This is a genomic window from Actinomadura litoris (assembly GCF_009733595.1).
Taxonomy (GTDB): domain Bacteria; phylum Actinomycetota; class Actinomycetes; order Streptosporangiales; family Streptosporangiaceae; genus Spirillospora; species Spirillospora litoris.
Window position 1 is genome coordinate 62776 of the sequence record NZ_WOFH01000019.1, and the last position, 25963, is coordinate 88738.

Here is a 25963-nt window from a genome sequence, read left to right on the forward strand (position 1 = left end):
GTGCGCGCGAGGCCCCTGCGGCCTTCTGAGGGCCGTGTGGGCCCGTCCGGGACGAATGCGCGCGCGGGCGGCGGTCGGCTACAGTAAGGGAATGCGCGCCGTACCGGAGACGACGACGCCGGGTCCACCCCGGCGCGACGGCCGCATGTCCTGACATTGCACGCGGTGAGGCCCCGGGAGCGATCCCGGGGCCTCACGGCTTTGCGACCCCGATCCGCTCCCGACGACCAGCCGCCCGATCATGAGGAGTTCCCGTGTCCACCGTGTCCGATCTGCGCGTCACCCTGGAAGGCGGCGAGCGGGTGGTGCCCGCCGGCACCACCGCGGGGGAGGCGCTGGAGGCCGACGGCCGCTCGGTCGTCGCCGCCCGCGTCAACGGCGAGCTGCGCGACCTGGCCGGCGTGCTGAGCGACGGCGACGTCGTGGAGCCCGTGGAGGTCGGCTCGCCGGACGGCCGGGCCATCATGCGGCACTCGGCCGCGCACGTGATGGCGCAGGCCGTCCAGGAGCTGTTCCCCGAGGCCAGGCTGGGCATCGGGCCGCCGGTCGAGAACGGCTTCTACTACGACTTCGACGTCGCCGAGCCGTTCACCCCCGACGACCTCAAGCGCATCGAGAAGCGGATGCGCGAGATCGTCAAGCAGGGGCAGCGGTTCTCCCGGCGCCCCGTCTCCGACGAGGAGGCGCGCGCGGAGCTGGCCGCCGAGCCCTACAAGCTGGAGCTGATCGGCCTGAAGGGCGCGGGCCCGGTGCGGGACGCGGCCGACGGCGCCGACGTCGAGGTCGGCGGCGGCGAGCTGACCATCTACGACAACCTCGACGCCAAGTCCGGCGACCTGCGCTGGAAGGACCTGTGCCGCGGGCCGCACCTGCCCACCACCCGCGTCATCCCGGCGTTCAAGCTGATGCGGACCGGCGGCGCCTACTGGCGCGGCAGCGAGAAGAACCCGCAGCTCCAGCGCATCTACGGCACCGCGTGGGAGTCCCGCGAGAAGCAGGACGAGTACCTCAGGATGCTGGAGGAGGCCGAGAAGCGCGACCACCGCAGGCTCGGCGCCGAGCTCGACCTGTTCTCCTTCCCGCCCGAGATCGGCAGCGGCCTGCCCGTCTTCCACCCCAGGGGCGGCGTCGTCCGCCGCGTCATGGAGGACTACTCGCGCCGGCGGCACGAGGCGGCGGGTTACGAGTTCGTCAACACCCCGCACATCACCAAGGGCGACCTGTTCGAGGTGTCCGGCCACCTCGGCTGGTACAAGGACGACATCTTCCCGCCCATGGAGGTGGACGGCGGCGACTACTACCTCAAGCCGATGAACTGCCCGATGCACAACCTGGTCTTCCGGGCGCGCGGGCGGTCCTACCGGGAGCTGCCGCTGCGGCTGTTCGAGTTCGGGTCGGTGTACCGGTTCGAGAAGTCGGGCGTCGTGCACGGCCTCACCCGCGTCCGGGGCATGACCCAGGACGACGCGCACATCTACTGCACCAAGGAGCAGATGGGCGGCGAGCTGAAAGACCTGCTCACCTTCGTGCTGGACCTGCTGCGCGACTACGGCCTGAGCGAGTTCTACCTGGAGCTGTCCACCCGCGACGACTCGCCGAAGTTCATCGGCGAGGACGCCGACTGGGAGGAGGCGACCGAGGCGCTGCGGCTGGCCGCCGAGGAGTCCGGGCTCGACCTCGTCGCCGACCCCGGCGGCGCCGCGTTCTACGGCCCGAAGATCTCCGTGCAGGCCAAGGACGCGATCGGCCGGACCTGGCAGCTGTCCACCATCCAGGTCGACTTCAACCAGCCCAAGCGGTTCGGCCTGGAGTACCAGGCGGCCGACGGCACCCGGCGGCAGCCCGTCATGATCCACCGGGCGCTGTTCGGGTCGATCGAGCGGTTCTTCGGCGTGCTGCTGGAGCACTACGCGGGCGCGATGCCGCCGTGGCTGTCGCCCGTGCAGGCCGTCGGCATCCCGATCGGCGACGCCCACGTCCCGCACCTGGAGCGGGTCGCCGAGCGGCTGCGCGAGCGCGGGATCCGCGTCGAGGTGGACGCCTCGTCCGACCGGATGCAGAAGAAGATCCGCAACGCGCAGAAGCAGAAGGTCCCCTACATGCTGCTCGCGGGCGACGACGACGTCGCCAAGGACGCGGTGTCGTTCCGCTACCGCGACGGCGAGCAGCGCAACGCCGTCCCGATCGACGAGGCCGTCGAGGAGATCGTCAAGGCCGTTGAGGCCCGCGTGCAGATCTGACCCGTTAACCTCGACGGTCACGTGCCACGACCGGGGAGGGCGCACCGATGAAGTCCACGAGGCCGCGCCGCGGGCCGCGCGGCGCGGCGCGCGGGCCCCGGGGGCTTCGCGGGCCCCGCGGGCTCGGCGGCCTGCCCGTCCGGGTCGCCGGCTACGGGACGGCCGTGCTGCTCGTGGTGGCCGCCGTCGTGGTGCTGGTGCTGCCGCTGCTCGACGAGGATGAGGGCGGGACGAGGGCCGCCGGGGCCCAGGCCGCCCCGCCCCCCGGCCGAACCCCTTCGGCCGCGGTGCCGGAGGCGTCGCCGCCGCCGGCCGCCCCGTCCCTCCCCGGCCCCAAGGGCACGGTCGACGCGGACGGCCCGCGCCGAGGCGGCGGCGGGGGAGAGGGCGGCGGTCCTCCGATGCCGGGCGGGAACGGCTCCGGGACCTCGCTGACGTGGTGCCCGCGGGGCACGGCGTACTACCGCGCGGTCCGCGACGCCGTCGAGGTCGTGATCACGGTGTCGGCCAGCGGCGCGATCCGCGCGGAGATGGCGCTGCGCGGGTACGCGCCCCGGTCGCAGCAGGCGGCCGTCCGGGGCGGCGCGCCGCACACGTTCCGCTTCACCGGCGTCCCCCCGGCGCTCGTCGAGCGGGTCAAGGTCACCACGGTCTCGGTCGGCGTGGCCATGCAGACCTGCTATGCACGCGTCGCCGCCTAGCCGCCCGGCGCGCCTAGACGGACGGCGGGTGCGGAGAGGGCGGGGCCGCCGGGGGCGCGGCCCCGGCGGGCATCCGGACGTCCTCGACCGCGACGTTGACCGCCGCGACCCGCATCCCGAGCATCAGCCCCGCGACCCGCGCCACGTTGGCCTTCACGACCCGCGCCACCTCCATGATCACGCTGCCGTAGCCGACCGCGATGCCGAGGTCGAGGGTCACCTCGTCGTCGTGCATCCGGACCCGGACGCCGCCCGCGCCGCGCCCGCCGTCCTGCCCCGGGTGCGCGACCAGCCCGGCGACGCCCCGCACCTCCAGCGCGGCCATCGCCACGAGCTTCTCGACCACCTCGTCGTCGATCGTGATGCGGCCGTCCACCGGCGCGGCGTCACCGGCGTCCGGCCGCGCGTCCGGCTGCGCGTCCGGAGCCGGGCGGGGGACCGGCGGCGCCGCGCCGGGCGCCGGGGCGCCGCCGTGCAGGGTCAGGGGGGTGTGGGCGGACGAGGGAGCGGGCATGTGCGGGATGAGCGAGGCCGGCGGCGCGGGCAGCGGGGCCCCCGGCGGCAGCGGCCCCGGCCGCCCCGGCGGGCCGGGATAGAAGGGCAGCGACCCGGCCTCGGCGCGCGGCTCCCCGCCGGTCCCGGCGCGGCCCTGGTCGGGGTCGGTCATGATCGCTCCCTGTGGTCGGCTAGGTGACCATGGTGTCGGAGCGGGCCGCCGGACGTCACGCAACGGCGGGTTCGCGGGCGCGTCACCAGCGGAGCCCCCGCGGCGGGGGAGCCCGGCTACAGGGCCCGCCGCGTCCCTCTCTATGCTGCTGGTCAGGCCGTGAACAAAAGGAGACCGCCGCCTTGAGCGCAGAGCCGGACAAGCCCGTGGACCGGACGGGACGCGACGACGCGCCCGGCGCCGGCCCCGGGACCGAACGCAGCCCCCGCATCGAGGAGGAGAGGGGCGGCGCGGGCACGCCCGACAACTTCCAGCGGCTGTGGACCCCTCACCGCATGGCCTACATCAAGGGCGAGAACAAGCCCACCGGCACCGGCGGCGACGAGGGCTGCCCGTTCTGCGAGATCCCCGCGATGACCGACGAGGACGGCCTCGTCGTCGCGCGCGGCGCGGCGGTGTACGCGGTGCTGAACCTCTACCCCTACAACTCCGGGCACCTCATGGTCGTCCCGTACCGGCACGTCGCCGACTACGGCGACCTCGACGAGCCGGAGTACCGCGAGCTGGCCGTCTTCACCCAGCGCGCGCTCGCGGCGCTGCGCAAGGCGAGCGGCGCGCAGGGGTTCAACGTCGGCATGAACCTCGGCCTGGTCGCGGGCGCGGGCATCGCGGCGCACCTGCACCAGCACGTCGTGCCCCGCTGGGGCGGCGACACCAACTTCATGCCCGTCGTCGGGCACACCAAGGTGCTCCCGCAGCTGCTGCGCGACACCCGGCAGATGCTCGCCGACGCGTGGCCGCGCCCGTGAGGGGCGCGGCGGCGGCCGGAGGCTCCGTGCGATCGGGAGGTGCGATGAGGGAGCGGCCCGTCCTCGTGTACGACGGCGACTGCGGGTTCTGCACGTCCTCGGTGCGGTTCCTGGAGCGGCGCGTGCCCGTCGACGCGACCGTCGTGGCGTTCCAGTTCGCCGACCTGGACGCGCTCGGCACCACGGCGGAGCGGGCCGAGCACGAGGTCCTGTGGATCGACCGGGCCGGGCGGGTCAGCGGCGGCGCGGAGGCCATCGGACGGCTGCTGACCGCCGCGGGCGGCCCCTGGCGCGCGCTCGGCGTCCTCATGCGGGTCCCGCCGGTGAGCTGGGCGGCGCACGTCGTCTACCGGCTGGTGGCGAACAACCGGCAGCGGATGCCGGGCGGCACCGCCGCGTGCGCGCTGCCCGCCGCGCGGCGGCCCGGGGCCTCCGGCTGACCGGGCCCGGACGTCCGGCCGATCAGGTCCGCGCCGGCTCCGCCGCCGCGCCCGCGGGCGTGGCGGCGCCGCGCAGCCGCTCGGGCAGCAGGCCGGTGAGCCGCTCCAGCGGCAGGAACGCCGCCAGCCAGATCGCGTGCGGCAGGAAGTGGATCGTCATCAGCGCGTAGGTGACGGCGTGGAAGCCCGCGAAGAACAGCACCAGCAGGTAGAGCGGCCGCCCGCGCAGGAACAGCAGCAGCGGCGAGGTCGCCTCCGCCGTGAACATGAACCACTGGCTGATCTTCAGCAGCAGCGGGTAGTCGATGAGGCTCCGCCCGAACGGCGTCCCGCGCCTGCTCAGCGCCCACTGCACGGTGGCGCCGTTCGGCCAGTCGGGGAACCCGCCGATGCGGACCTTGGCCCAGGCCGACAGGAAGTAGGCCGCGACCACCGAGACCTGGACGCACCGGATCGACCAGGCGGAGGACTCGCAGCGGCGCCGGTCGCCGATCCCGGCCCGCCCGACGCCCGGCAGCACGAACAGCGCGATGACCAGCGCCAGGTGGTCGTGGTCGACCTTGCCGTAGGACATGCTGATCGTGACCCACCACAGGTAGCCGCAGGCCGCGACGTACCCGGTGAGCCGGGGCAGGACGCGCCCGGTCGCGGCGGCCAGCCCGGCGGCGATCGTCACCACCAGCAGCGCGGTCATGGCGCCCGGCGTGGGCGCGGGCAGGTGCAGCCAGCGGGCCAGCCGCACCGGCTGGTACAGGTCGGCGGGCAGCCGCGCGTGCGCCATCGAGCTGCTGGTCAGCAGCAGCATGTCGAACGGCAGGAACCCGTACCCGAGGATCCGCAGCCAGGCGATCCTGGCGCGCGGCACGGGCCCGAACCACCAGCGGTCCCAGGGGCCCCGGCGGGGCGCCGCGTCCTGCTGCGCCGGGGCGGGCGTCTCCGGCGCGGCGGCGGCCGTCACCGCACCCCCCAGACGACGGCGTTCGCCCTGGTCGTCGACACGACCTTCCCGTGTTTCAACGTCTGGACCTGTTTCACGATGTAGATCCTGGTGAGCCGGGGCTCCTTCGGGTGCAGCCGGTGCTGCCCCTCCGCGATGCCCTGGAGCAGGGACGGGTCGCGCCCGAGCCGGGTCATCTGCCCCTCGATCTCGGCGCGCTTCATGCCCGACCCGACCGCGTCCATGGACAGCTTCACGTGCGCGCCCGTCGCGGTGTCGGCCTCCAGCCAGTGGGAGACGATCTCGCCGCCGTCGTTCTTGACCGAGAACGCGAACTGCGTCATGGGCCCGAACGGGAAGTCGTCGTCGGCGCCGTAGGCGCTGGTGTAGAACAGCGCGGCGATGCCGGCCGCCGCGACGGCGGACCGCCAGAACCTGGCGCGCGCGCCGAGGCGGAGGGCCGGGATGTGCATCGTCCTACCCTAGGGCCGCCCGGACCGCCCGGGGACGGACACCGGCTCGCCCGTGCCGCGCCCGCCCGGCGCGCCGGTGCGGCCCGTGCCGCCCTTGTTCGAAGGGGCGGCGTTCCGCCGCAGCTCGGAGACCGTGACGAACTCGAAGCCCTTGGCGCGCAGGCCCCGGATCATGGCGGGAAGCTGCCGCACGGCGGTCTCGCGGCTGCGGGCGCCGACGTCGTGGGCGAGCAGGATGGTGCCGGGACGGGTGTTGTCGACGACGGCCCGCACCAGTTCGGCCGGCTCGTCGCCGAACCGGCGGTCCTGCACCAGCAGCGACCACAGCGCGATGTCGTAGCCGTGCTGGGCGGCCACGTGCAGGGTCGTCCCGCCGAGCCGTCCCCAGGGCGGCCGCAGCAGCGTCGGGGCCCGGCCGGTGACCTCCGTGATCGCCTCGTGGGTGCGGTGGATGGAGCGGTAGGCGCGGGCGTGGCTCATCTTCGACAGGTCGTCGTGGTTCCAGGTGTGGTTGCCCACCTCGTGGCGGCCGAGCCGCCCCCTGACCAGCCCGGCGTTGCGGACGAGCCGGCTGCCGACGACGAAGAACGTGGCGGTGACCCGCTCGGCGTCCAGGATGTCGAGGGTCTGCGGCGTCCAGTGGTTCATCGGGCCGTCGTCGAAGGTGAGCGCGGCCAGGCGGCGCGTGGTGTCGACGGCCCACACGACGTCGACCTGGCGGCCCTCGGGCCGCCAGGAGTCCACCGACGACGCCGACAGCGGCGCCGCGTCGCGCTTCCACTCCTGCTCGGCGGCGACGCCCGCGCCGCCCACCAGCAGCCCCCCGGCGGCCAGCCCGAGCCCCTTGAGCACCCGGCGCCGCCCCGGCCGCCGTTCCATCCCCGTAGCGTCCATAGCATGATCCACTGTTCCACGCCGGAAGATCGAGTTGATCGACCGGGCGGCTGAACCGCTCGTCACCCTGTGGGATGAGAAGGGGGTGGCGCGAGGATGAACTCCAGGGTGAGATCCCCAGGTGGGGGCGGCCCGGCCGGCCCGGGGCGCCCCCAGCCCTTCGCGGGCGGGGCTCAGCCGTCCCGGGAGCCCGCGGCCACCTTCTCGGCGAGGTGCGAGGGGAGCGGTTCGTAGCGCAGGAAGCCGCGGTTGAAGGTGCCCGTGCCCTGGGACATGGACCGCAGGTCGATCGCGTAGCGGATGATCTCCAGCTGGGGGACCTCCGCTTTGATCATCGTGCGGCCGCCCGGGACGGCCTCGGAGCCGAGGACCCGGCCGCGCCGGGAGGTGAGGTCGGACATGACCGCGCCGACGTACTCGTCGGCGATCAGCACGGCGACCTCGTCCACCGGCTCCAGCAGCAGGATCGGCACCGCGCCCGCCGCGTCCTTCAGGGCGAGCGCCCCGGCGGCCTGGAAGGCCATGTCGGAGGAGTCGACCGAGTGGGCCTTGCCGTCGTGCAGGGTGACCTTGATGTCCACGAGCGGGTAGCCCGCCGACACGCCGCGTCCCATCTGCTGCCGGACGCCCTTCTCCACCGATGGGATGAACTGCCGGGGCACCACCCCTCCGACGATCTTGTCGACGAACTCGAAGCCCCCGCCGGACGGCAGCGGCTCCACGTCGATGTGGCAGATGCCGTACTGGCCGTGCCCGCCGCTCTGCTTGACGTGCCGGCCGAGGCCCTTGGCCGTGCCGCCGAACGTCTCGCGCAGCGGGACCCGCAGGTCGATCCGCTCCACCTCGACGCCGTAGCGGGCGCGCAGCCGGTCGATCAGCACGTCCGCGTGCGCCTCGCCCATGCACCACAGGACGAGCTGGCGGGTCTCGGGGTTGTTCTCCAGGCGCAGCGTCGGGTCCTCGGCGACGAGCCGGGCGAGGGCCTGGCTGAGCTTGTCCTCGTCCGCCTTGGAGTGGGCCCGGATCGCCACCGGCAGAAGCGGGTCGGGCATCGACCAGGGGGCCATCAGCGCCGGCGCCGAGGGGTCGGAGAGGGTGTCGCCGGTCTCGGCGCGCGCCAGCTTGGCGACCGCGCAGATGTCGCCCGCCCCGCAGGAGGAGACGGTCCGCTGGGTCTTGCCCAGCGGCGAGGTGAGGGCGCCGACGCGCTCGTCGACGTCGTGGTCCTCGTGGCCCCGGTCCGCCATGCCGTGCCCGGAGACGTGGACGACGGTGTCGGGGCGCAGCGTCCCGGAGAACACGCGGACGAGCGAGATCCGGCCGACGTAGGGGTCGGAGGTGGTCTTGACGACCTCGGCGACCAGGGGCCCGTCGGGGTCGCAGCCGAGCTCCCTGGGCGGCCCGCCCTTCACCGGCGTCACGGGCGGGATGCCGTGCTCCAGCGGGGACGGGAACGCCTGCGCCATCAGCTCCAGCACCTCCCGCATCCCGATCACCGGGCCGGGGTGGTCGCCGTGCGGCACCGACGTGGCGAGGACGGGGTAGAAGCTGCCCCGCGCGACCGCGGTCTCCAGGTCCTCGATGAGGGCCTTGACGTCGATCTCCTCACCGGACAGGTACCGGTCCATGAGGGTCTCGTCCTCGCTCTCCTGGATGATCCCCTCGATCAGCGACGCGCGCTGCTCGGCGATCTGGTCCAGGTAGCGGGGGTCGGGGTCGCACTCGACGCGCTCGCCGGTGGAGTAGTCCAGGCAGCGGCGCGTCAGCAGCCCGACCAGGCCGCTCAGCCCCTGCTCGCCCGCCGCCGGGAAGTACAGCGGCAGCACGCCCTCACCGAAGGCGTCCTGGCAGTTGAGCACGACGTCGTCGAAGTCGCCGCGCTGCTGGTCGATCTTGGTGATGACGACCGCGCGCGGCATCTGGACGGCCGCGCACTCCTCCCACAGCATCCGGGTCAGCCCGTCGACGCCGTCCACCGCCGAGATCACGAACAGCGCCGCGTCGGCGGCGCGCAGCCCGGCCCGCAGGTCGCCGGTGAAGTCGGCGTACCCGGGGGTGTCGATCAGGTTGACCTTGATGTCGCCGTACTGGAGGGGGGCGAGCGCGAGGTTGACCGAGCGCTGCTGGCGCACCTCGACCTCGTCGAAGTCGCTGACGGTGGTGCCGTCCTCGACCCTCCCCGCGCGCTGGACCGTCCCCGTCGCGGCCAGCAGCGCCTCCACCAGCGTGGTCTTGCCCGCCCCCGAATGGCCGACCAGCGCGACGTTGCGCACCCTGTCGCACCCGCCGGCCTCCGGTGCCCTGCCGGGGGCTCCCGGGTGGCCTCCCTTGTCCGCCATGACTACCTCCTCGGACGGGCCTCGCCGCGGAGGCCCGCGTGCGGCTGGGGCCACGGCCCGGCGGGCCCGGCCCTGACGTCCGAGTGCGGCGTCCGACCTCGTCCAACGTGCGTGACCGACGTCACACCCGTGCCAACACCTTTTCCCGTGACGGCCAGGATCACAAGGGGTGAACGCCAAACATCCGTCATCTCTCCTCCGGCCTTCCCTCCGGTGCGCGGCGCGCCCGGCGAACCCCCTGCTCCGGCCGGTCCGACCCTCGGGGGCCGGCTCGCGCACTACGATTGGGCGCGCCGCGCGGCCCGCGGCGCCCTCGGGTGCCCCCTGCCGCCCCTCGGCCCCGCAATCACGAGAACGGACGGCGATGCTCAACAGAATCAGGCCCGCGCTGGGGCGTGTGCTGACCCCGATCGGCGGGGCGGTCGCGCGGACCGGGGTCTCGCCCAACGCCATCACCGTCATCGGGACGGTCGGCGTCGCCGCGGGCGCGCTCGTGCTGTTCCCGCGCGGGGAGTTCTTCTGGGGCACGATGGTCATCACCGCGTTCGTGCTGTTCGACATGCTGGACGGCGCCGTCGCCCGGGTCACCGGCAAGATCTCCAAGTTCGGCGCGTTCCTGGACTCCACGATGGACCGGGTCGCCGACGCCGCGATCTTCTCCGGCCTGATGATCGGCCTGTACCGGGACGACCGGGAGATGCTCGCCGGCGTCGCCCTGTACTGCCTGGTGTCCGGCGTCGTGGTGTCCTATGCCAAGGCCCGCGCCGAGGGGCTCGGGTACACCTGCAACGTGGGCATCGCGGAACGCGCGGAACGGCTGATCGTCGCGCTGGTGGCCGCCGGGTTCGACGGCCTCGGCGTCCCCTACATCCTGGCCCTGGCCCTGTGGGTGCTCGCCGCGCTCAGCACGGTCACGGTCGGCCAGCGGTTCGCGACCGTCTACGCGCAGGCCAAGGCCGACCCCGCGCCGAGGCCCGCGCCGGGCCGCCCCGCCGAACCCGCCGAACCCGCCGAACCCGCCGAACCCGCCAGACCCAAAGCGGAGCGCAGGCCGTGACCCGGCCGCGCGGCGCCGCCCCGGCCTCGGTCCGCGACGAGGTCATGGACGCCGCGTACGCGCTCGGCTGGACGGTCGTCCGCAAGATGCCCGAGCGCGCCGCGCGGCTGGCCTTCGCCGCGCTGGCCGACCGCACCTGGCACGGCCACGGGTCCGGGGTGCGCCAGCTCGAACGCAACCTGTGCCGCGTCCTCGGCAAGGACGCCGTGGACGACGAGGTCCGCGTCCTCAGCAAGAAGGTGCTGCGCTCCTACTTCCGCTACTGGCTGGAGGTGTTCCGGCTCCCCGAGTACGACCGGGAGCGGATCCTCGGCGGCATGCGCGTCACCGGCGAGAAGAAGATCTTCAGCAACCTCGACGCGGGACGCGGCGTCGTGCTGGCGCTGCCGCACATGGGCAACTACGAGCACGCCGGGGCCTGGCTCGTCCACAGCGGCTACCCGTTCACCACCGTCGCCGAGCGGTTGAGGCCGGAGTCGCTCTACGACCGTTTCGTCGAGTTCCGCGAGGGCCTCGGCATGGAGGTGCTGGCCCACAAGGGCGCCTCGGCGTTCGGGCGGATGGCGCGGCGGCTGCGCGCCGGGCGCCCGGTGTGCCTGGTCGTCGACCGCGACCTCACCGCCACCGGCGTGGACGTCGAGTTCTTCGGCGCCACCGCCCGGATGCCCGCCGTGGCCGCCGCGCTGGCCCTCCAGACGGGCGCCGCGCTGATCCCCGTGACACTCTGGTACGAGGGGGAGTACTGGGGGGCGCGGGTCCACGAGGAGATCCCCGTCCCCGGGCAGGGCTCCCGGCAGGAGAAGATCCAGGCCATGACGCAGGAGATGGCGCGCGTCTTCCAGGAGGGCATCGCCGCCCACCCGGAGGACTGGCACATGCTCCAGAAGGTCTGGGTCGAGGACCTCGCGGAGGCACCCCGGTGAGGGTCGGCCTCGTCTGCCCGTACACCTGGAACGTCCCGGGCGGCGTCCAGCGGCACATCGCCGACCTCGCCGAGACGCTGATCGGCCTCGGCCACCGCGTGTCGGTGATCGCGCCCGCCGACGAGGACGCCGAGCCGCCGCCCTACGTGGTCTCGGCCGGGCGCGCCGTCCCCGTCCCCTACAACGGCTCGGTGGCCCGGCTGGCGTTCGGGTTCCTGTCGGCGGCGCGGGTCCGGCGCTGGATCAACGAGGGGCGCTTCGACGTGCTGCACGTCCACGAGCCCGCCGCGCCCTCGCTCGGGCTGCTGGCCTGCTGGGCCGCCGACGGGCCGATCGTCGGCACCTTCCACGCCTCCTACGAGAAGTCCCGCGTGGTGTCGGTCACCGCCCCGATCCTGCAGAGCGCCCTGGAGAAGATCACCGGGCGGATCGCGGTGTCGGAGGCCGCCCGCACCACGCTCGTCGAGCACCTCGGCGGCGACGCCGTGCTGATCCCCAACGGCGTCGCGACCGAGCGGTTCGCGATGGGCGAGCCGCTGCCCGGCTGGCCCGGGCGCGGCGGCGGCCCGCGCGCCGGCGGCTCCGGCGGCGAGGGGGAGGGCGGCGCCCTCGGCTTCCTCGGCCGCATGGACGAGCCGCGCAAGGGCCTCCAGGTCCTGCTGCGCGCCTTCGAGGTGCTCGGCCGCCGCCGCCCGGGGCTGCGGCTGCTGCTCGCCGGCCCCGGCGACGCCGACGACGTCGTGGCCCGGGTCTCGCCCGAGCTGCGCGACCGCGTCGTCGTGCTCGGCATGGTCAGCGAGGAGGACAAGATCCGCGCCTACCACTCGGTGGACGTGTTCGTCGCGCCCAACACCGGCGGCGAGAGCTTCGGGATCGTGCTCGCCGAGGCGATGGCGGCGGGCGCGCCGATCGTGGCCAGCGACATCGAGGCGTTCGACCGGGTGCTGCTCGGCGGCCGGGCGGGCGTGCTGTTCCCGGTCGGCGACCACGAGGCCCTGGCCGCCGCCGCCGACGACCTCCTCGCCGACGCCGCGCGGCGCAAGCAGCTCTCGGCCGAGGCGCGGGCGGCCGTCCGCGCCTACGACTGGTCGTCGGTGGCGCGGGACGTGGTGCGCGTGTACGAGACGGTGTCCCTCGACAGCGCGGGCGTCGTCGAGTCCGGCGTCGGCGCCTAGGGGACCCCATGTCCTACGACTGGATCATCGACGTCCTGTTCTGGATCGCGGTCGTCTTCCTCGCCGCCGGTTACGTCTCGTGGCGCGCCACCCGCCTGGACCGGCTGCACGTCCGCGTCGAGACCGCCCGCGCCGCGCTGGACGCCGCGCTGGTCCGGCGGGCCGCCGCCGCGCTGGAGCTGGCCGCCTCCCGGCTGCTGGACCCGGCGACCAGCCTCGTCCTCGCCACCGCCGCGCACGAGGCCCGCACCGCCGACGCCGACAACCGGGAGTTCGCCGAGAGCGACCTGTCCCGCGCGCTGCGCGCGGTCGTCGACCAGCCCGAGTTCGCCAGCACGCTCGCCGAGCGGGCGGACGGCGAGGGGAAGGCCGTCCTGGAGGAGCTGTCCTCGGCCGCCGCGAAGGTCGCCTACGCCCGCCGGTTCTACAACGACGCCGTCTCCCAGGCCCGCATCGCCCGCCGCAAGCTGCTCGTCCGGGTGCTGCCGCTGCACGGGCGCGCGCCGCTGCCCGGCTTCTTCGAGATCGACGACGACCCCCCGGGCATCTGAGCGGGCACCCTTCCGACTCCCCTTCCGGGGGCCGCGCATCCCCGGGGTTCGCATACGGGGGTTCCCATCTGGGTGGGTTCGCTACCCTCGGGCAGATCGCTCAAGGGAGGGTCATATCGTGCGATACGCGTGGGAAACACCCCGTCGCGGCCGGTTCGTCACGCACGGGCGGACGGCCGCGGCGCTCGCGGCGCTCGCGCTGCTCGGCGCCGCGGGGGCCGCGTGCTCGGACGGCTCGGACGGCGGGACCGCGAGTCCCCCCGGCGCGCCGGGCCCCTCCGGATCCGGCACGCCCGAGCCGACGACGCACCCCTTCACCGGCGGCGCGACGGGCCGGCGCAACCCCGTCCTCGCCGTCAAGATCGAGAACACCCGGCCCGCGCTGCCGCAGGCGGGGGTCTCCTCCGCCGACATCGTCTACGTCGAGCAGGTCGAGGGCGGCGAGACCCGGCTGATGGCGGTCTACTCCTCCCGGCTGCCGGGCCGCGTTGGACCGGTCCGCAGCGCCCGCATCTCCGACCTGCACATCCTCCCGCAGTTCGGCCGCCCCGCGTTCGCCTTCAGCGGCGTCCAGAGCAAGATGAAGCCCTACATCCGCCAGGCGCCGGTCTACGACATCTCCCAGGACAACGCGGGGTCCGCCTACTTCCGCGCCGGGCCCAAGCCCATCCCGTACAACCTCTACGCCGACCCGAGGAACCTGCTGAAGCAGGCGCCGAAGGCCGAGCCGCCCCGCGACATCGGGTTCCGCTTCGGCCCGGCGCCCGAGGGCGGCAGGCCCACCGCGTCCTTCACCGCCCGGTGGCCCGCGACGACGATGGGCTTCACCTGGTCGGCCCGGCAGAAGCGCTGGCTGGCGTCCTGGGGCGGGCGGCCCGACCTCGCCGCCGAGGGCGGGCGGCTCGGCGGCCGGACGATCGTCGTCCAGTACGCCCAGACGACCAGGTCCCGGTTCCACGACTTCCTGGGCAGCTACACGCCGCTGATCCGCACCACCGGCTCGGGACGCGCGCTCGTCCTGCGCGACGGGAAGTCCTACCAGGCCCGGTGGACCCGGCCCAGCGAGGACAAGGGCACCGCCTACACCACCCCCGACGGCAGGCCGATGACCTTCGCGCCGGGCCAGGTCTGGGTCGTTCTGCTCAACGACGGCAAGCCTCGCATTCCGTGACGAACCCTTACGGACCAGTGAGTCGGGGGCGTTCTGCGGTCACTTCGTAAGCCAAAAAGTCGCGGTTCTGACACTCTGCCCGGTCGAGATGTCCCGCTAGCAGGCAATATCATGGAAGTGACCTGTCGTCCGCGAGGTGAGGAATGCCCGTGTCCACTTCCAGTCCCGCCCCCGAGAACACCGCGCCCGAGACGGGGACCGCCCGCGTCAAGCGCGGCATGGCGGAGATGCTCAAGGGCGGCGTGATCATGGACGTCGTCACGCCCGACCAGGCGAAGATCGCCGAGGACGCGGGCGCGGTGGCCGTCATGGCCCTGGAGCGGGTTCCCGCCGACATCCGCGCCGAGGGCGGCATCTCCCGGATGAGCGACCCCGACATGATCGACGGGATCATCTCGGCGGTGTCCATCCCGGTGATGGCCAAGGCGCGCATCGGCCACTTCGTCGAGGCCCGGGTGCTCCAGGCGCTCGGCGTCGACTACGTCGACGAGTCCGAGGTGCTCACCCCGGCCGACTACGACAACCACATCGACAAGTGGGCCTTCACCGTCCCGTTCGTGTGCGGCGCCACCAACCTCGGCGAGGCGCTGCGCCGCATCACCGAGGGCGCGGCGATGATCCGCTCCAAGGGCGAGGCCGGCACCGGCGACGTCTCCAACGCCACCACCCACATGCGCCAGATCCGGCGGGAGATCAGCCGGCTCGGGTCGCTCGCCGACGACGAGCTGTATGTGGCCGCCAAGGAGCTGCAGGCGCCGTACGAGCTGGTGAAGGAGGTCGCGCGGGCCGGCAAGCTGCCCGTCGTGCTGTTCACCGCCGGCGGCATCGCCACCCCCGCCGACGCCGCGATGATGATGCAGCTCGGCGCCGAGGGCGTGTTCGTCGGATCGGGCATCTTCAAGTCCGGCAACCCCGCCCAGCGCGCCGAGGCCATCGTGAAGGCCACCACCTTCCACGACGACCCCGAGGTGATCGCCAAGGTCTCCCGCGGCCTCGGCGAGGCCATGGTCGGGATCAGCGCCGCCTCCCTCGGCGAGGACCAGAAGTTCGCCGGCCGCGGCTGGTGACCCCGCGCTGACCGACCCCGGCGCCCGCCGCCCGCCCGAGCCCGCCGGCACGGGCGCGGCGGCCGGGCGGCAACCGGGGGACCCCCCTCCACAACGCGCAGGTCGAGGGATTACGCTGGCCGCGCGGCCGGTGGGCAGGCGCGAGGCCTCCCGGGCGGTGCCCGGCCGCGGGAGGGACGAGCATGGCTTGGTCGGTCGCGCTGGCATGCGCGAGCGCGGGTGAACCCACCGAGGTGTTCCGGCCGGGCCTGGTGTCCGATCCGGGCGCGGCCGCGGAGATCGCGCGCGGTCTCTATCCGGCGGCCACCCTCACCGAGACCGGTGACACGGTCCTGGACTTCGCGCTCTGGCCCTACGAGGACGAGCTGTTCGTCGGCGCGTTCGAGCGGGCGCTGCTGCTGTGCGACCGGCGGCTGTTCAGCCTCGACGACGACGCCCGCCGCATCGCCGACACCGCCGCCGCCGCGCTGCCGGGCTCGCGCTGCGGCGTCCTCGTCCTGCACACCGTCATCCACGGCTGCTGGTTCCGCTGGTACGAGTCCGGCGCGCTGCTCCGCGAGGTCTTCGTGACCGCCGAGGACGGCGTCGTCGTCGACCAGGGCGACCGGCTGCCCGCCGAGCGCCCCTTTTGGAGCGCGATCGACGCGGGCGCCGCCGACGTGCCGCTGCCCTTCGACCCCGAGGAGTTCGGCCTGGCGCTCGCCGAGGCCCACATGTTCGGGCGCGGCATCGCCAGCCGGGGCCAGGACGGCTTCCTCCCGCTGGAGCTGCCGCTCCGCCGGTTCAAGCACGCCTGACCCTCGCTCCTCCGGGAAGATCCCGCACGTCCTGGAACGTTGTACGAGACGTCTGATACCGGCCAAACCCCCGCGTACCCCCGGAAGGTTCCTACGTGACTGCTGTGCCGACGATCGGTGTCCTCGCCCTGCAGGGAGACGTGCGCGAGCACGCCCGCGCGCTGGAGGCCGCCGGGGCGCGGACGCTGGACGTCCGCCGCCCTGACGAGCTGGAGCGGGTGGACGGGCTCGTCCTCCCCGGCGGGGAGTCCACCACGATGTGGCGGCTGGCCCGCTCCTTCGAGCTGCTGGAGCCGCTGCGCAAGCGCGTCGAGGGCGGGATGCCCGCCTACGGCTCCTGCGCCGGCATGATCATGCTGGCGGACCGGATCCGCGACGGCGTGGCGGACCAGGAGACCGTCGGCGGGATCGACATGACCGTGCGGCGCAACGCCTTCGGCCGCCAGGTGGACTCCTTCGAGGCCGAGGTGCCGCTCACCGGCATGGGGGACACGCCGTACCACGCCGTCTTCATCCGCGCGCCCTGGGTGGAGTCGGTCGGGGAGGCCGTCGACGTCCTCGGACGCGCCGAGGGCGGTCCGAACGCCGGTAGGATCGTCGCCGTCCGTCAGGGCCGCCTGCTGGCGACCGCCTTCCATCCGGAGCTGACGGGCGACTTCCGCGTGCACCACTACTTCGCCGATCTGGTGCGCCGGGCGACCGAGGAGGATTGACAGATGTCCGGCCATTCCAAGTGGGCGACGACCAAGCACAAGAAGGCGGCCCTCGACGCCAAGCGGGGCAAGCTCTTCGCCAAGCTGATCAAGAACATCGAGGTGGCGGCCCGCACCGGCGGCGGCGACCCCGACGCGAACCCCACCCTGTACGACGCCATCTACAAGGCGAAGAAGAACTCCGTCCCCAACGACAACATCGAGCGCGCGCGCAAGCGCGGCGCCGGTGAGGAGGCGGGCGGCGCCGACTGGCAGAACATCACCTATGAGGGCTACGCCCCCGGCGGTGTCGCCGTGCTCATCGAGTGCCTCACCGACAACCGCAACCGCGCCGCGTCCGAGGTCCGGGTGGCCCTCACCCGCAACGGCGGCTCGCTCGCCGACCCCGGCTCGGTGTCCTACATGTTCAACCGCAAGGGCGTCGTGATCGTCCCCAAGGCGGGCACCAGCGAGGACGACCTCATGATGGCCGTGCTGGACGCCGGCGCCGAGGAGGTGGCCGAACTGGACGAGGAGAACTTCGAGGTCGTCAGCGAGGCCGGCGACCTGGTCGCCGTCCGCAGCGCGCTGCAGGAGGCCGGCATCGACTACGAGTCGGCCGAGAGCAAGTTCCTGCCGAGCGTCACCGTCCCGCTCGACGAGGACAACGCCAAGAAGGTCTTCCGGCTCCTGGACGCCCTGGAGGACTCCGACGACGTCCAGGACGTCTACGCCAACTTCGACGTCTCCGACGAGATCATGGCCTCGATCGACGCCTGAGCACGGTCTCGGCGGGTTAGCCCGGCCCGGCCCGCCGCCGGTCACCGGCGGCGGGTACGGTCTGGATCATGGAGATCCGCGCCCTCGCACCCGATGAGCCCGAGGCCGCCCGCGACGTCCGGGCCCGCGCCTTCGGGCCCTACTCGGACGCGGAGTGGGAGCGGTCGCTGCGCTACAACGCCGCCACGCTCGCCGCCGGGCGGCAGTTCGCGGGCTTCGACGGCGGACGCGTCGTCGCCGCCGGACGGCTGCACGACATGACGCAGTGGTGGCACGGGCGGGCGGTGTCGCTGGCGGGCGTCGGCGGCGTCGCGGTCGCGCCCGAGGAGCGCGGCCGCGGGCTCGGCCGCGCGCTGATGGCCGACCTGCTGGAGCGCTGCGCGGCGCTCGGGCACCCGCTGTCCATGCTGTATCCGGCGACGACGCGGCTGTACCGCTCGCTCGGCTGGGAGCACGCGGGCGCCCAGCACAAGATCGACTTTTCGGCCGAGGCGCTGCGGGGGATCGCGGCCGAGCGCGTCCCGGTCCGCCGCGCCGGGCCGGAGGACGCCGCCGAGGTCGCGGCCGTCATCCGCCGCGTCCACCGGGGCGCGGGCGACTGCGGTCCGGTCGGATGGGCGGACGCGGACTGGCGCGTCCAACTCGCCGAGGAGAACGACTTCTCCTACCTGGCCGACGACGGGTTCCTCACCTACCGCTGGACGGGCGGCAAGACGGCGCTGGAGGTCGTCCGGCTCGTCGCGGCGTCGGAGCGCACCCTGCGGGCGCTGTGGGCGATCGTGGGGTCCGGGTCGTCGGTCGCGCCCACCGTCCACGCGTGCGTCGGACCCATGGACGCGGCGCTGTGGCTGCCCGCCGAGCGCGAGGTCGACCACGTCCGCCGCAACCAGTGGATGCTGCGCGTGGTCGACGCGCCCGCCGCGATCGAGGCGCGCGGCTACCCGGCCGGGGTGGGCGCCCGGGTGCCCCTGCTGGTCGACGATCCGCAGCGCCCGTCGAACTCCGGCCACTGGCTGTTCGAGGTCGCGGACGGGCGCGGCCGGCTGGAACGCTCCGCCGAACACCCGGACGCCGTCCGGCTCGGGCCGCGGGGCCTCGCCGCGCTCTACGCGGGCGTCCCGGTCGCCACCCTGCGCCGCTCCGGGCTGCTCCGGGGCGGCAACGCGAGCGCGCTCACGGCGCCCTTCGCCGCCGCCCCCTTCTCCCTGGACTACTTCTGAGGGCCTTCCGGAAGCGGATTACTTCCGCGACACGTCCGCCGCCGCTGAACGGGTGGGATGCTGGCTTGGTAGCGTGTTCGGCCGAACAGATGATCGAAGGAGTGGCCGTGCGGGTGATGGGGGTGGACCCCGGGCTCACCCGGTGCGGGGTGGGCGTCGTCGAGGGCGCCCCGGGGCGGCGGCTCCATCTGGTGCACGTGTCGGTCGTCCGCACCGATCCGGGCGAGGACCACGCCCTCCGGCTGCTCGGCATCGAGCGCGGCGTCGAGGCGCTGATGGACGAGCTGGCCCCCGAGGCCGTCGCCGTCGAGCGCGTGTTCTCCCAGCACAACGTCCGCACCGTGATGGGCACGGCCCAGGCCGCCGGGATCGCCATGCTCGCCGCCGCCCGCCGCGGGCTGCCGGTCGCGCTGCACACCCCGAGCGAGGCCAAGGCCGCCGTCACCGGCAACGGCCGCGCCGACAAGGCGCAGGTGACCCGGATGGTGACGCGCCTGCTGAACCTGGAGACGGCCCCCAGGCCCGCCGACGCCGCCGACGCGCTGGCGCTCGCCATCTGCCACGTGTGGCGCGGCGGCGCCCAGCAGCGGCTCGCGCGCGAGCAGCGGAGCCGGATCGAGGACGCGGCGCGCGCCGAACGTGAGCGGCTCGCCGCTCGGACGGCCCCGGCGGTCCGGACCGCCCCGACCAGAGGAGGAACCAGCCAGTGATCGCCTTCGTCAGCGGCCAGGTGGCCGCCGCCGGGCCCGACGGGGCGGTGATCGACGTGCGGGGCGTCGGGTACGCGGTGCAGTGCACCCCCGCCACCCTGGCCGGCCTGCGGGTCGGCGACCAGGCCCGGGTGCCCACGTCCCTGGTCGTCCGGGAGGACTCCCTCACGCTGTTCGGGTTCGCCGACGACGACGAGCGCACGGTGTTCGAGCTGCTCCAGACCGCCAGCGGGGTCGGCCCCCGGCTGGCGCTGGCGATGCTCGCCGTCCACACCCCCGACGCGCTGCGGCACGCCGTGGCCGCCGAGGACCTGGCCGCGCTCACGCGCGTCCCGGGGATCGGGAAGAAGGGGGCCCAGCGCATCGTCCTGGAACTGAAGGACCGGCTCGGCGGCCCCGTCGGGGACGGCGCGCCCGCCACCCGCGCGGCGGGCCCCGCCCAGGCGTGGCGCGCCCAGGTGCAGGCCGGGCTGATCAACCTCGGCTGGTCGGCCAAGGACGCCGACGCCGCCGTGGAGGCCGTCGCAGCCGACCTGGACGGCGGCGAGACGCCCCCGGTCGCCGCCCTGCTCAAGTCCGCGCTGCGGAAGCTCAGCGGATGAGCGAGGAGGAGCGGCTCGTCTCCGCGGACGCCGAGAACGTCGACGAGCAGGTGATCGAGGCGGCGCTGCGGCCGAAGAAGCTCGACGACTTCGTCGGGCAGGAGCGGGTCCGCGAGCAGCTCTCGCTCGTCCTGCACGGCGCCCTGCGGCGCGGCCGCACCCCCGACCACGTCCTGCTGTCGGGCGGCCCCGGCCTCGGCAAGACCACCCTCGCCATGATCATCGCCGCGGAGCTGGGGCAGCCGCTGCGGATCTCCTCCGGGCCCGCGATCGAGCGGGCGGGGGACCTCGCGGCGGTCCTGTCCACGCTCGCCGAGGGCGAGGTGCTGTTCCTGGACGAGATCCACCGGCTGGCGCGGCCCGCCGAGGAGATGCTCTACATGGCGATGGAGGACTTCCGGGTCGACGTCGTCGTCGGCAAGGGCCCGGGCGCGACCGCCATCCCGCTCGACATCGCGCCGTTCACGCTGGTGGGGGCCACGACCCGGGCCGGGATGCTGCCCGGCCCGCTGCGCGACCGGTTCGGGTTCGTCGCGCACATGGACTTCTACGGCCCCGCCGAGCTGGAGGTGATCGTCCGCAGGTCGGCCCGGCTGCTGGACGTGGAGATCACCGACGACGGCGCCGCCGAGATCGCCGGGCGGTCCCGGGGCACGCCCCGGATCGCCAACCGGCTGCTGCGCCGCGTCCGCGACTACGCCGAGGTCCGCGCCGACGGCGTGATCGACCGGGAGCTGGCCCGGGTCGCGCTGAAGCTCTACGAGGTGGACGAGCGGGGCCTCGACCGGCTCGACCGCGCCGTCCTCGGGTCGCTGCTGCGCAAGTTCGGCGGGGGGCCGGTGGGGCTGTCGACGCTCGCGGTGTCGGTGGGGGAGGAGCCCGAGACCGTCGAGGTCGTCGCCGAGCCCTTCCTCGTCCGGCAGGGGCTGCTCGCCCGCACGCCGCGCGGCCGCGTCGCCACCGGCGCCGCCTGGGCCCACCTCGGCCTCACGCCGCCGCCCGCCGCGCCGCTGACCGGCACGCTCTTCGACGTGGACGGGGACGCCGAAGGCACGGAGTAGTGATCATCGGATAACGGCTTGGGAACTTCCCGGCGTGACCGATCGTCACGTCGTTGCCGGGGTCTCGCGTACTCTCTAGACTCCGGGACTTGGTTCACCGTCCCCAGCCGACGGTTTCGCGGGAGTGACCGCTTCGGTCACAGGCTGGGCAAACCACATCGGAAGGATGCCCCAGTAATGGGCGGCAGCGACATGATTATCGCGGCGGGTTCGGGCGGCGGCGGGGGTTTCAACCTGCTGCTGCTCCTCGCCGTACCCCTGGTCTTCTACTTCTTGCTGATCCGGCCGCAGAGCCGGCGCCGCAAGGAGCAGGCGCAGATGCAGGCCCGCATGGAACCCGGCGCCACGGTGCTGACGACCAGCGGCATGCGCGCCACGGTCGTGGAGGTCGACGACGACGGTCTTCTCCTGGAGATCGCCCCCGGCGTCGAGGTCCGCTTCCTCAAGCAGGCCGTCATGCAGGTCCTCAAGAACGACGAGCCCGAGGACCTCGACGACGAGCTCGACGAGGACGACGACGACCAGGACGAGGCCGAGGACGCGGGGCGTGTCGAGCTGACCAAGTCCGGTGCGGCCGACAAGTCCGACGACACGGACGCCGCCGACGAGACCGCCTCCGCCGATGACACCGCGGACGAGGACGGCGACGACGACGACGCCAAGGGCTCGGGGCGCTCCAAGGGCGCCGAGTCCGTCGAGGTCGCCGAAGGGGCGGGGGCGACGGCCGCGGACGTCGCGGACACCGATGCCCCGGCCGCCAAGTCCGGGTCCAGGTCGAGGGTGCGCGTGAAGGCGAAGGCCGCGGAGAAGCCCACGGCCTGACGCCCCCTCCGGCACCGATACAAGACGGGAAAAACGACCAGTGGCTCCGCCTAGCAATGTTCCCAAGCCAGGGCGCACGCTCCTAGCGCTCTTCGCGATCATGGTGGTGCTGGCCTGCGTGGCCGTCCTGCAGGGGCGGACCACGCCCAAGCTGGGACTGGACCTCGCGGGCGGGACCACCGTCACCCTCACGGCCAAGACCGAGTCGGGGAAGAATCCCCCGTCCTCGCAGATGAACCAGGCCGTCAAGATCATGACGCAGCGCGTCAACGGCCTGGGCGTCTCCGACGCGGAGGTCGCCAAGCAGGGCAACAACAACATCGTCGTGAACGTGCCCGGCGAGGGCCAGGGGCGCGTCGTCTCGCTGATCGGGACGACGGCCAAGCTCCAGTTCCGGCAGGCCTTCGCGATCGCCGACGGCAAGCCGACCACCGGGGCGCCCGCCTCGCCCGCGCCCTCGGCGAGCCCGTCGGGCAAGGACGACGGCAAGAAGAAGGACGACAAGGCCAGCCCCTCGCCGTCCGCGTCGGCCTCGGCCTCGCCGTCCGGCTCGGCGTCCGCCACCCCGCGGGGGCGGGCGCTGTCGGGTGCGCTCACCGCGCCCACCCCGAATCCGTCCGGCTCGGCCACCCCGTCCGGCACTCCCTCGGGGACGCCGACGGGCGTCCCGTCGGGCATTCCGCAGCAGCCCCAGCAGCCGCAGCAGCCCCAGCAGGACTACACGGGCATCGACGACAAGAACGTCATCAAGCAGTTCGAGGCCCTCAACTGCTACACCGGCGACCGGCGGGCGCCCGGGTCCAACGACCCGAACCGCAAGTGGGTCGCCGCCTGTGACCAGAAGGAAGAGAACGGCCAGGTCACCAAGTACATCCTCGGGCCGGTGCGGGTCCTCGGCGAGAACGTCGACGGCGCCAACGCGATGCCGCCGGACTCCCAGCAGGGCCAGGCGAGCTGGTCGGTCTCGCTGAAGTTCGATGGCAAGGGCGGCCGCCAGTTCGGCCAGGTGACCACCGAGGCCTACCGCGCCTACCAGCAGAACCCCAGCTCCCCGCAGGCGCAGATCGCGATCGTCCTGGACGGCCAGGTCGTCTCGGCGCCCAGCATCAACCGGGGCGCGATCAACGGCGGCACCGCCAGCATCGACGGCCCGCCCGACAGCTTCAACCGCCAGTACGCCACCGACCTCGCCAACGTGCTCAAGTACGGCGCGCTGCCGCTGGAGTTCACGCAGAGCTCCATCGACGAGGTGTCCTCCACGCTCGGCGCCGACCAGCTGGAGGGCGGCCTGATCGCCGGCGCGATCGGCCTCGGCCTGGTGGTGCTGTACTGCATGCTCTACTACCGGGGCCTCGGCCTGGTGGCCGTGTCCAGCCTCGTGGTGGCCTCGGCGATCACCTACATCTCGGTGGTGATCCTCGGTGAGGGCATGGGCTTCCGGCTCTCGCTGCCGCACATCATCGGCCTGATCGTCTCCATCGGCATCACCGCCGACTCGTTCATCGTCTACTTCGAGCGATTGCGCGACGAACTGCGCGCCGGCCGCAAGCTGCGCTCGTCGGTGGAGAACGCGTGGAAGCGGGCCCGGCGCACCATCCTGGTCGCCGACGCCGTCACCTTCCTCGCCGCGCTGGTCCTGTACTTCCTCGCCGTCGGCGGCGTGCGGGGCTTCGCGTTCGCGATGGGTCTCACGACGCTGATCGACGTCGTCGTGGTGTTCTTCTTCACCAAGCCGATGGTGGCGCTGCTGTCGCGCACCGACTTCTTCGGCCGCGGCCATCCGCTGTCCGGGTTGGACGCCAAGCGGCTGCGCAAGTCCGCGCAGAACGCGGCGGCCACCAAGGCCGCGCGCACGACGAGCCAGGAGGTCTGAGCGAAATGGGGCTGCGTGCGGCGATCTCCCGGATCTACCGGGGCGAGATCAGCGCCGACATCGTCGGAAAGCCGAAGATCTGGTACTCGATCTCCGGGTTCCTGCTCGTGCTGTCGATCGCGGGCCTGCTCGTCCAGGGCCTCAACATCGGCGTGGAGTTCAAGGGCGGCTCGGTCTTCACCTTCAAGGCCTCCGGCCACTCGATCGAGGACGTGCGCGGCGCCGTCACCGGCGGCGGCGCCCACCAGGCGATCGTGCAGAAGGCCGGCGGCGACTGGCGGGTGACCACCGAGAGCCTGTCCTCCGCGCAGGTCACCGAGGTCAAGAAGAGCGTCACCCAGCGGCTGGACGTGCCGGAGAGCAAGGTCAGCACCCAGGTCGTCGGCGCCTCGTGGGGCGGTGAGATCCAGAAGAAGGCCTGGCAGGCGCTGGTCGTCTTCATGATCTTGATCATCGGCTACCTGTCGGTGGCGTTCGAGTGGCGGATGGCGCTGGCCGCGGTGGTCGCGCTCGTCCACGACCTGGTGATCACGGCGGGCGTCTACGCCTGGTCGGGCTTCGAGGTCACCCCCGCGACCCTGCTGGGCTTCCTGACGATCCTCGGGTACTCGCTGTACGACGCGGTGGTCGTCTTCGACATGATCAAGGAGGTCACCAAACCGCTCACGGCGGCCTCCAGGACGACCTACAGCGAGGCGGCGAACCAGGCGCTCAGCAGCACCCTCGTCCGCTCGCTGAACACCTCGCTGGTCGCGATCCTGCCGGTCGGGGCGATCCTGTTCATCGGCACCACGCTGTTCGGCGCGGGAACGCTGAAGGACCTGTCGCTCGCCCTGTTCGTCGGCATGATCATCGGTACGTACTCCTCGCTGTGCGTGGCGACGCCGCTGCTCGTCCAGCTCAAGGAGCGCGAGCCGAAGTACAAGCAGATCCGCGCCAACATCGCGCGCCGCGAGCACAGCGCGAAGCGGCAGGCCAAGGCCGCCAAGGTCACGCGGGCGACGGGGTCCTCCGACGAGGATGCCGACGACGATGACGACGACGGCGGCGCCGAGGACGTGAAGGCGAGCGTGACCGTCCGCAAGGTGGTGCAGCAGGGGCCGCGCCAGCAGCCCAAACGCGGCAGCCGCCAGCAGCGCCGAGGCAAGTAGCGAAGATCGGATAGACACCGGCGGCCGTGCCGCGCCCCTCCCGACCGGGAGGGGACGCGCGCACGGCCGTTCCTTGAGCGGTGGAGTCCATCCTCAAGGGGACCAGCGGCATCCAGCACGGCGGTACCGAGCGCAGGGAGACGAGCGTGGACCTCGACAAGCTGATCCAGGAGCGGATCCGCGACGTGGACGACTATCCGAAGCCGGGTGTGCTCTTCAAGGACATCACCCCGCTGCTGGCCGACCATGTCGCGTTCGCGGGCGTGGTCGACGCGATCGTCAACCACCACGGCCGCGGCACCATCGACAAGATCGTCGGGATCGAGGCGCGCGGCTTCATCATCGCCGCGCCCGTCGCCTACCACTTCGGCGCGGGCTTCGTTCCGGTGCGCAAAAAGGGAAAGCTGCCCTCGCGGACCCACGAGGAGACCTATGATCTCGAATACGGGACCGAGACGATCGAGATGCACGTCGACGCCTTCGGCCCCGGCGACCGGGTGCTGATCGTCGACGACGTGCTGGCCACCGGTGGGACGGCCAGGGCGGCCGTCGATCTCGTCCGCCGAGGCGGCGGGGAGGTCGCCGGGATCAGCGTCCTGATCGAGCTTTCGTTCCTCCAGGGACGCCAGAGGCTCGGGAATGTGGACGTCCATTCGCTGGTTACGGTCTAGCACCAAAAAGGGGCCGGATACACTGGCGAGATCCGGGCCGGTCGCGGCCCGCGGGACCGGTCGGCGCACCGGGCCCGCTCTGACCAGGGAGGCTGAGTGCCAGGTGAGGTGGTATCGACCGACGCGGTGACCGACGCCGC

General features: G+C 73.3%; 26 protein-coding genes. 21 read left to right on the top strand and 5 right to left on the bottom strand.

Going from position 1 to position 25963, the window contains the following annotated elements:
- Positions 1–254: 254 nt before the first annotated feature.
- Positions 255–2240 carry a threonine--tRNA ligase gene (gene thrS / locus GNZ18_RS37340; protein ID WP_312874963.1) on the top strand — a complete coding sequence of 662 codons (1986 nt, stop codon included), beginning with the start codon at positions 255–257 and terminating at the stop codon, positions 2238–2240.
- 47 nt (positions 2241–2287) lie between these two features.
- Entirely contained in the window at positions 2288–2941 is a 654-nt protein-coding gene (locus GNZ18_RS37345; RefSeq protein WP_156221724.1) for a hypothetical protein, read from the top strand.
- Between the two features lie 13 nt (positions 2942–2954).
- Here the strand turns inward: GNZ18_RS37345 and GNZ18_RS37350 are convergent, their stop codons facing one another.
- Positions 2955–3608: an Asp23/Gls24 family envelope stress response protein gene (locus tag GNZ18_RS37350; RefSeq protein ID WP_156221726.1), complete on the bottom strand. Its 654-nt coding sequence runs from the start codon at positions 3606–3608 to the stop codon at positions 2955–2957.
- 182 nt (positions 3609–3790) lie between these two features.
- Between GNZ18_RS37350 and GNZ18_RS37355 the strand changes: the two genes are divergently transcribed.
- Complete coding sequence (locus GNZ18_RS37355) at positions 3791–4417, top strand: HIT family protein (RefSeq protein ID WP_156221728.1); 627 nt, start codon at positions 3791–3793, stop codon at positions 4415–4417.
- 44 nt (positions 4418–4461) lie between these two features.
- Complete coding sequence (locus GNZ18_RS37360; protein ID WP_156221730.1) at positions 4462–4857, top strand: thiol-disulfide oxidoreductase DCC family protein; 396 nt, start codon at positions 4462–4464, stop codon at positions 4855–4857.
- 22 nt (positions 4858–4879) lie between these two features.
- Here GNZ18_RS37360 and GNZ18_RS37365 read toward each other — a convergent pair whose 3' ends face one another.
- The 4 genes from GNZ18_RS37365 to GNZ18_RS37380 all read right to left on the bottom strand — a co-directional run bounded on the left by GNZ18_RS37365 (position 4880) and on the right by GNZ18_RS37380 (position 9500).
- Positions 4880–5815 (bottom strand): HTTM domain-containing protein, encoded by a 936-nt coding sequence (locus tag GNZ18_RS37365; RefSeq protein ID WP_156221732.1) that lies wholly within the window; start codon positions 5813–5815, stop codon positions 4880–4882.
- On the bottom strand, positions 5812–6267 hold the full coding sequence (locus GNZ18_RS37370) for a hypothetical protein (RefSeq protein ID WP_156221734.1): 456 nt from the start codon (positions 6265–6267) through the stop codon (positions 5812–5814). The genes GNZ18_RS37365 and GNZ18_RS37370 overlap by 4 nt, the downstream gene beginning before the upstream one ends.
- Before the next feature lie 9 nt (positions 6268–6276).
- Positions 6277–7161 (bottom strand): polysaccharide deacetylase family protein, encoded by an 885-nt coding sequence (locus GNZ18_RS37375; RefSeq protein ID WP_216651569.1) that lies wholly within the window; start codon positions 7159–7161, stop codon positions 6277–6279.
- A gap of 173 nt (positions 7162–7334) precedes the next feature.
- Complete coding sequence (locus tag GNZ18_RS37380) at positions 7335–9500, bottom strand: elongation factor G-like protein EF-G2 (protein ID WP_156221736.1); 2166 nt, start codon at positions 9498–9500, stop codon at positions 7335–7337.
- 364 nt (positions 9501–9864) lie between these two features.
- Between GNZ18_RS37380 and pgsA the strand changes: the two genes are divergently transcribed.
- The 17 genes from pgsA to GNZ18_RS37465 all read left to right on the top strand — a co-directional run bounded on the left by pgsA (position 9865) and on the right by GNZ18_RS37465 (position 25823).
- Positions 9865–10557 carry a phosphatidylinositol phosphate synthase gene (gene pgsA, locus GNZ18_RS37385; protein WP_156221738.1) on the top strand — a complete coding sequence of 231 codons (693 nt, stop codon included), beginning with the start codon at positions 9865–9867 and terminating at the stop codon, positions 10555–10557.
- A 44-nt stretch (positions 10558–10601) separates the two neighbouring features.
- Positions 10602–11480 carry a phosphatidylinositol mannoside acyltransferase gene (locus tag GNZ18_RS37390; RefSeq protein ID WP_156221834.1) on the top strand — a complete coding sequence of 293 codons (879 nt, stop codon included), beginning with the start codon at positions 10602–10604 and terminating at the stop codon, positions 11478–11480.
- Positions 11477–12655 carry a glycosyltransferase family 4 protein gene (locus tag GNZ18_RS37395; RefSeq protein ID WP_312874964.1) on the top strand — a complete coding sequence of 393 codons (1179 nt, stop codon included), beginning with the start codon at positions 11477–11479 and terminating at the stop codon, positions 12653–12655. Before GNZ18_RS37390 ends, GNZ18_RS37395 begins: the two co-directional genes overlap by 4 nt.
- 8 nt (positions 12656–12663) lie before the next feature.
- Positions 12664–13206: a LemA family protein gene (locus GNZ18_RS37400; RefSeq protein WP_156221739.1), complete on the top strand. Its 543-nt coding sequence runs from the start codon at positions 12664–12666 to the stop codon at positions 13204–13206.
- A 118-nt stretch (positions 13207–13324) separates the two neighbouring features.
- Entirely contained in the window at positions 13325–14377 is a 1053-nt protein-coding gene (locus tag GNZ18_RS37405) for a DUF3048 domain-containing protein (protein WP_312874965.1), read from the top strand.
- Positions 14378–14520: 143 nt separating this feature from the next.
- On the top strand, positions 14521–15444 hold the full coding sequence (gene pdxS / locus GNZ18_RS37410; protein WP_156221741.1) for a pyridoxal 5'-phosphate synthase lyase subunit PdxS: 924 nt from the start codon (positions 14521–14523) through the stop codon (positions 15442–15444).
- Positions 15445–15626: 182 nt separating this feature from the next.
- Positions 15627–16241, top strand: coding sequence for a DUF6928 family protein (locus tag GNZ18_RS37415; protein WP_156221742.1), 615 nt, complete (start codon positions 15627–15629; stop codon positions 16239–16241).
- A 95-nt stretch (positions 16242–16336) separates the two neighbouring features.
- Positions 16337–16954: a pyridoxal 5'-phosphate synthase glutaminase subunit PdxT gene (pdxT, locus tag GNZ18_RS37420; protein WP_308198732.1), complete on the top strand. Its 618-nt coding sequence runs from the start codon at positions 16337–16339 to the stop codon at positions 16952–16954.
- Positions 16955–16957: 3 nt separating this feature from the next.
- The gene (locus GNZ18_RS37425) at positions 16958–17713 is read left to right on the top strand and encodes a YebC/PmpR family DNA-binding transcriptional regulator (RefSeq protein WP_156221743.1); all 756 of its coding nucleotides are present in this window, start codon (positions 16958–16960) and stop codon (positions 17711–17713) included.
- Positions 17714–17781: 68 nt separating this feature from the next.
- On the top strand, positions 17782–18933 hold the full coding sequence (locus GNZ18_RS37430; protein WP_156221744.1) for a GNAT family N-acetyltransferase: 1152 nt from the start codon (positions 17782–17784) through the stop codon (positions 18931–18933).
- A 107-nt stretch (positions 18934–19040) separates the two neighbouring features.
- Positions 19041–19643, top strand: coding sequence for a crossover junction endodeoxyribonuclease RuvC (ruvC, locus tag GNZ18_RS37435; RefSeq protein WP_214621003.1), 603 nt, complete (start codon positions 19041–19043; stop codon positions 19641–19643).
- Positions 19640–20245, top strand: a complete 606-nt coding sequence (ruvA, locus tag GNZ18_RS37440) for a Holliday junction branch migration protein RuvA (protein WP_214620950.1) — start codon at positions 19640–19642, stop codon at positions 20243–20245. Before ruvC ends, ruvA begins: the two co-directional genes overlap by 4 nt.
- Entirely contained in the window at positions 20242–21306 is a 1065-nt protein-coding gene (ruvB, locus tag GNZ18_RS37445; RefSeq protein ID WP_156221745.1) for a Holliday junction branch migration DNA helicase RuvB, read from the top strand. The genes ruvA and ruvB overlap by 4 nt, the downstream gene beginning before the upstream one ends.
- A gap of 177 nt (positions 21307–21483) precedes the next feature.
- Positions 21484–22128 carry a preprotein translocase subunit YajC gene (gene yajC, locus GNZ18_RS37450; RefSeq protein ID WP_246251157.1) on the top strand — a complete coding sequence of 215 codons (645 nt, stop codon included), beginning with the start codon at positions 21484–21486 and terminating at the stop codon, positions 22126–22128.
- A 100-nt stretch (positions 22129–22228) separates the two neighbouring features.
- Positions 22229–24001: a protein translocase subunit SecD gene (gene secD / locus GNZ18_RS37455; RefSeq protein ID WP_156221746.1), complete on the top strand. Its 1773-nt coding sequence runs from the start codon at positions 22229–22231 to the stop codon at positions 23999–24001.
- Positions 24002–24006: 5 nt separating this feature from the next.
- On the top strand, positions 24007–25152 hold the full coding sequence (secF, locus tag GNZ18_RS37460) for a protein translocase subunit SecF (RefSeq protein ID WP_156221747.1): 1146 nt from the start codon (positions 24007–24009) through the stop codon (positions 25150–25152).
- Between the two features lie 146 nt (positions 25153–25298).
- A complete protein-coding gene (locus GNZ18_RS37465) occupies positions 25299–25823 on the top strand; it encodes an adenine phosphoribosyltransferase (RefSeq protein WP_214621002.1) in 525 nt (174 codons plus the stop codon).
- The last annotated feature ends 140 nt before the right edge of the window (positions 25824–25963 follow it).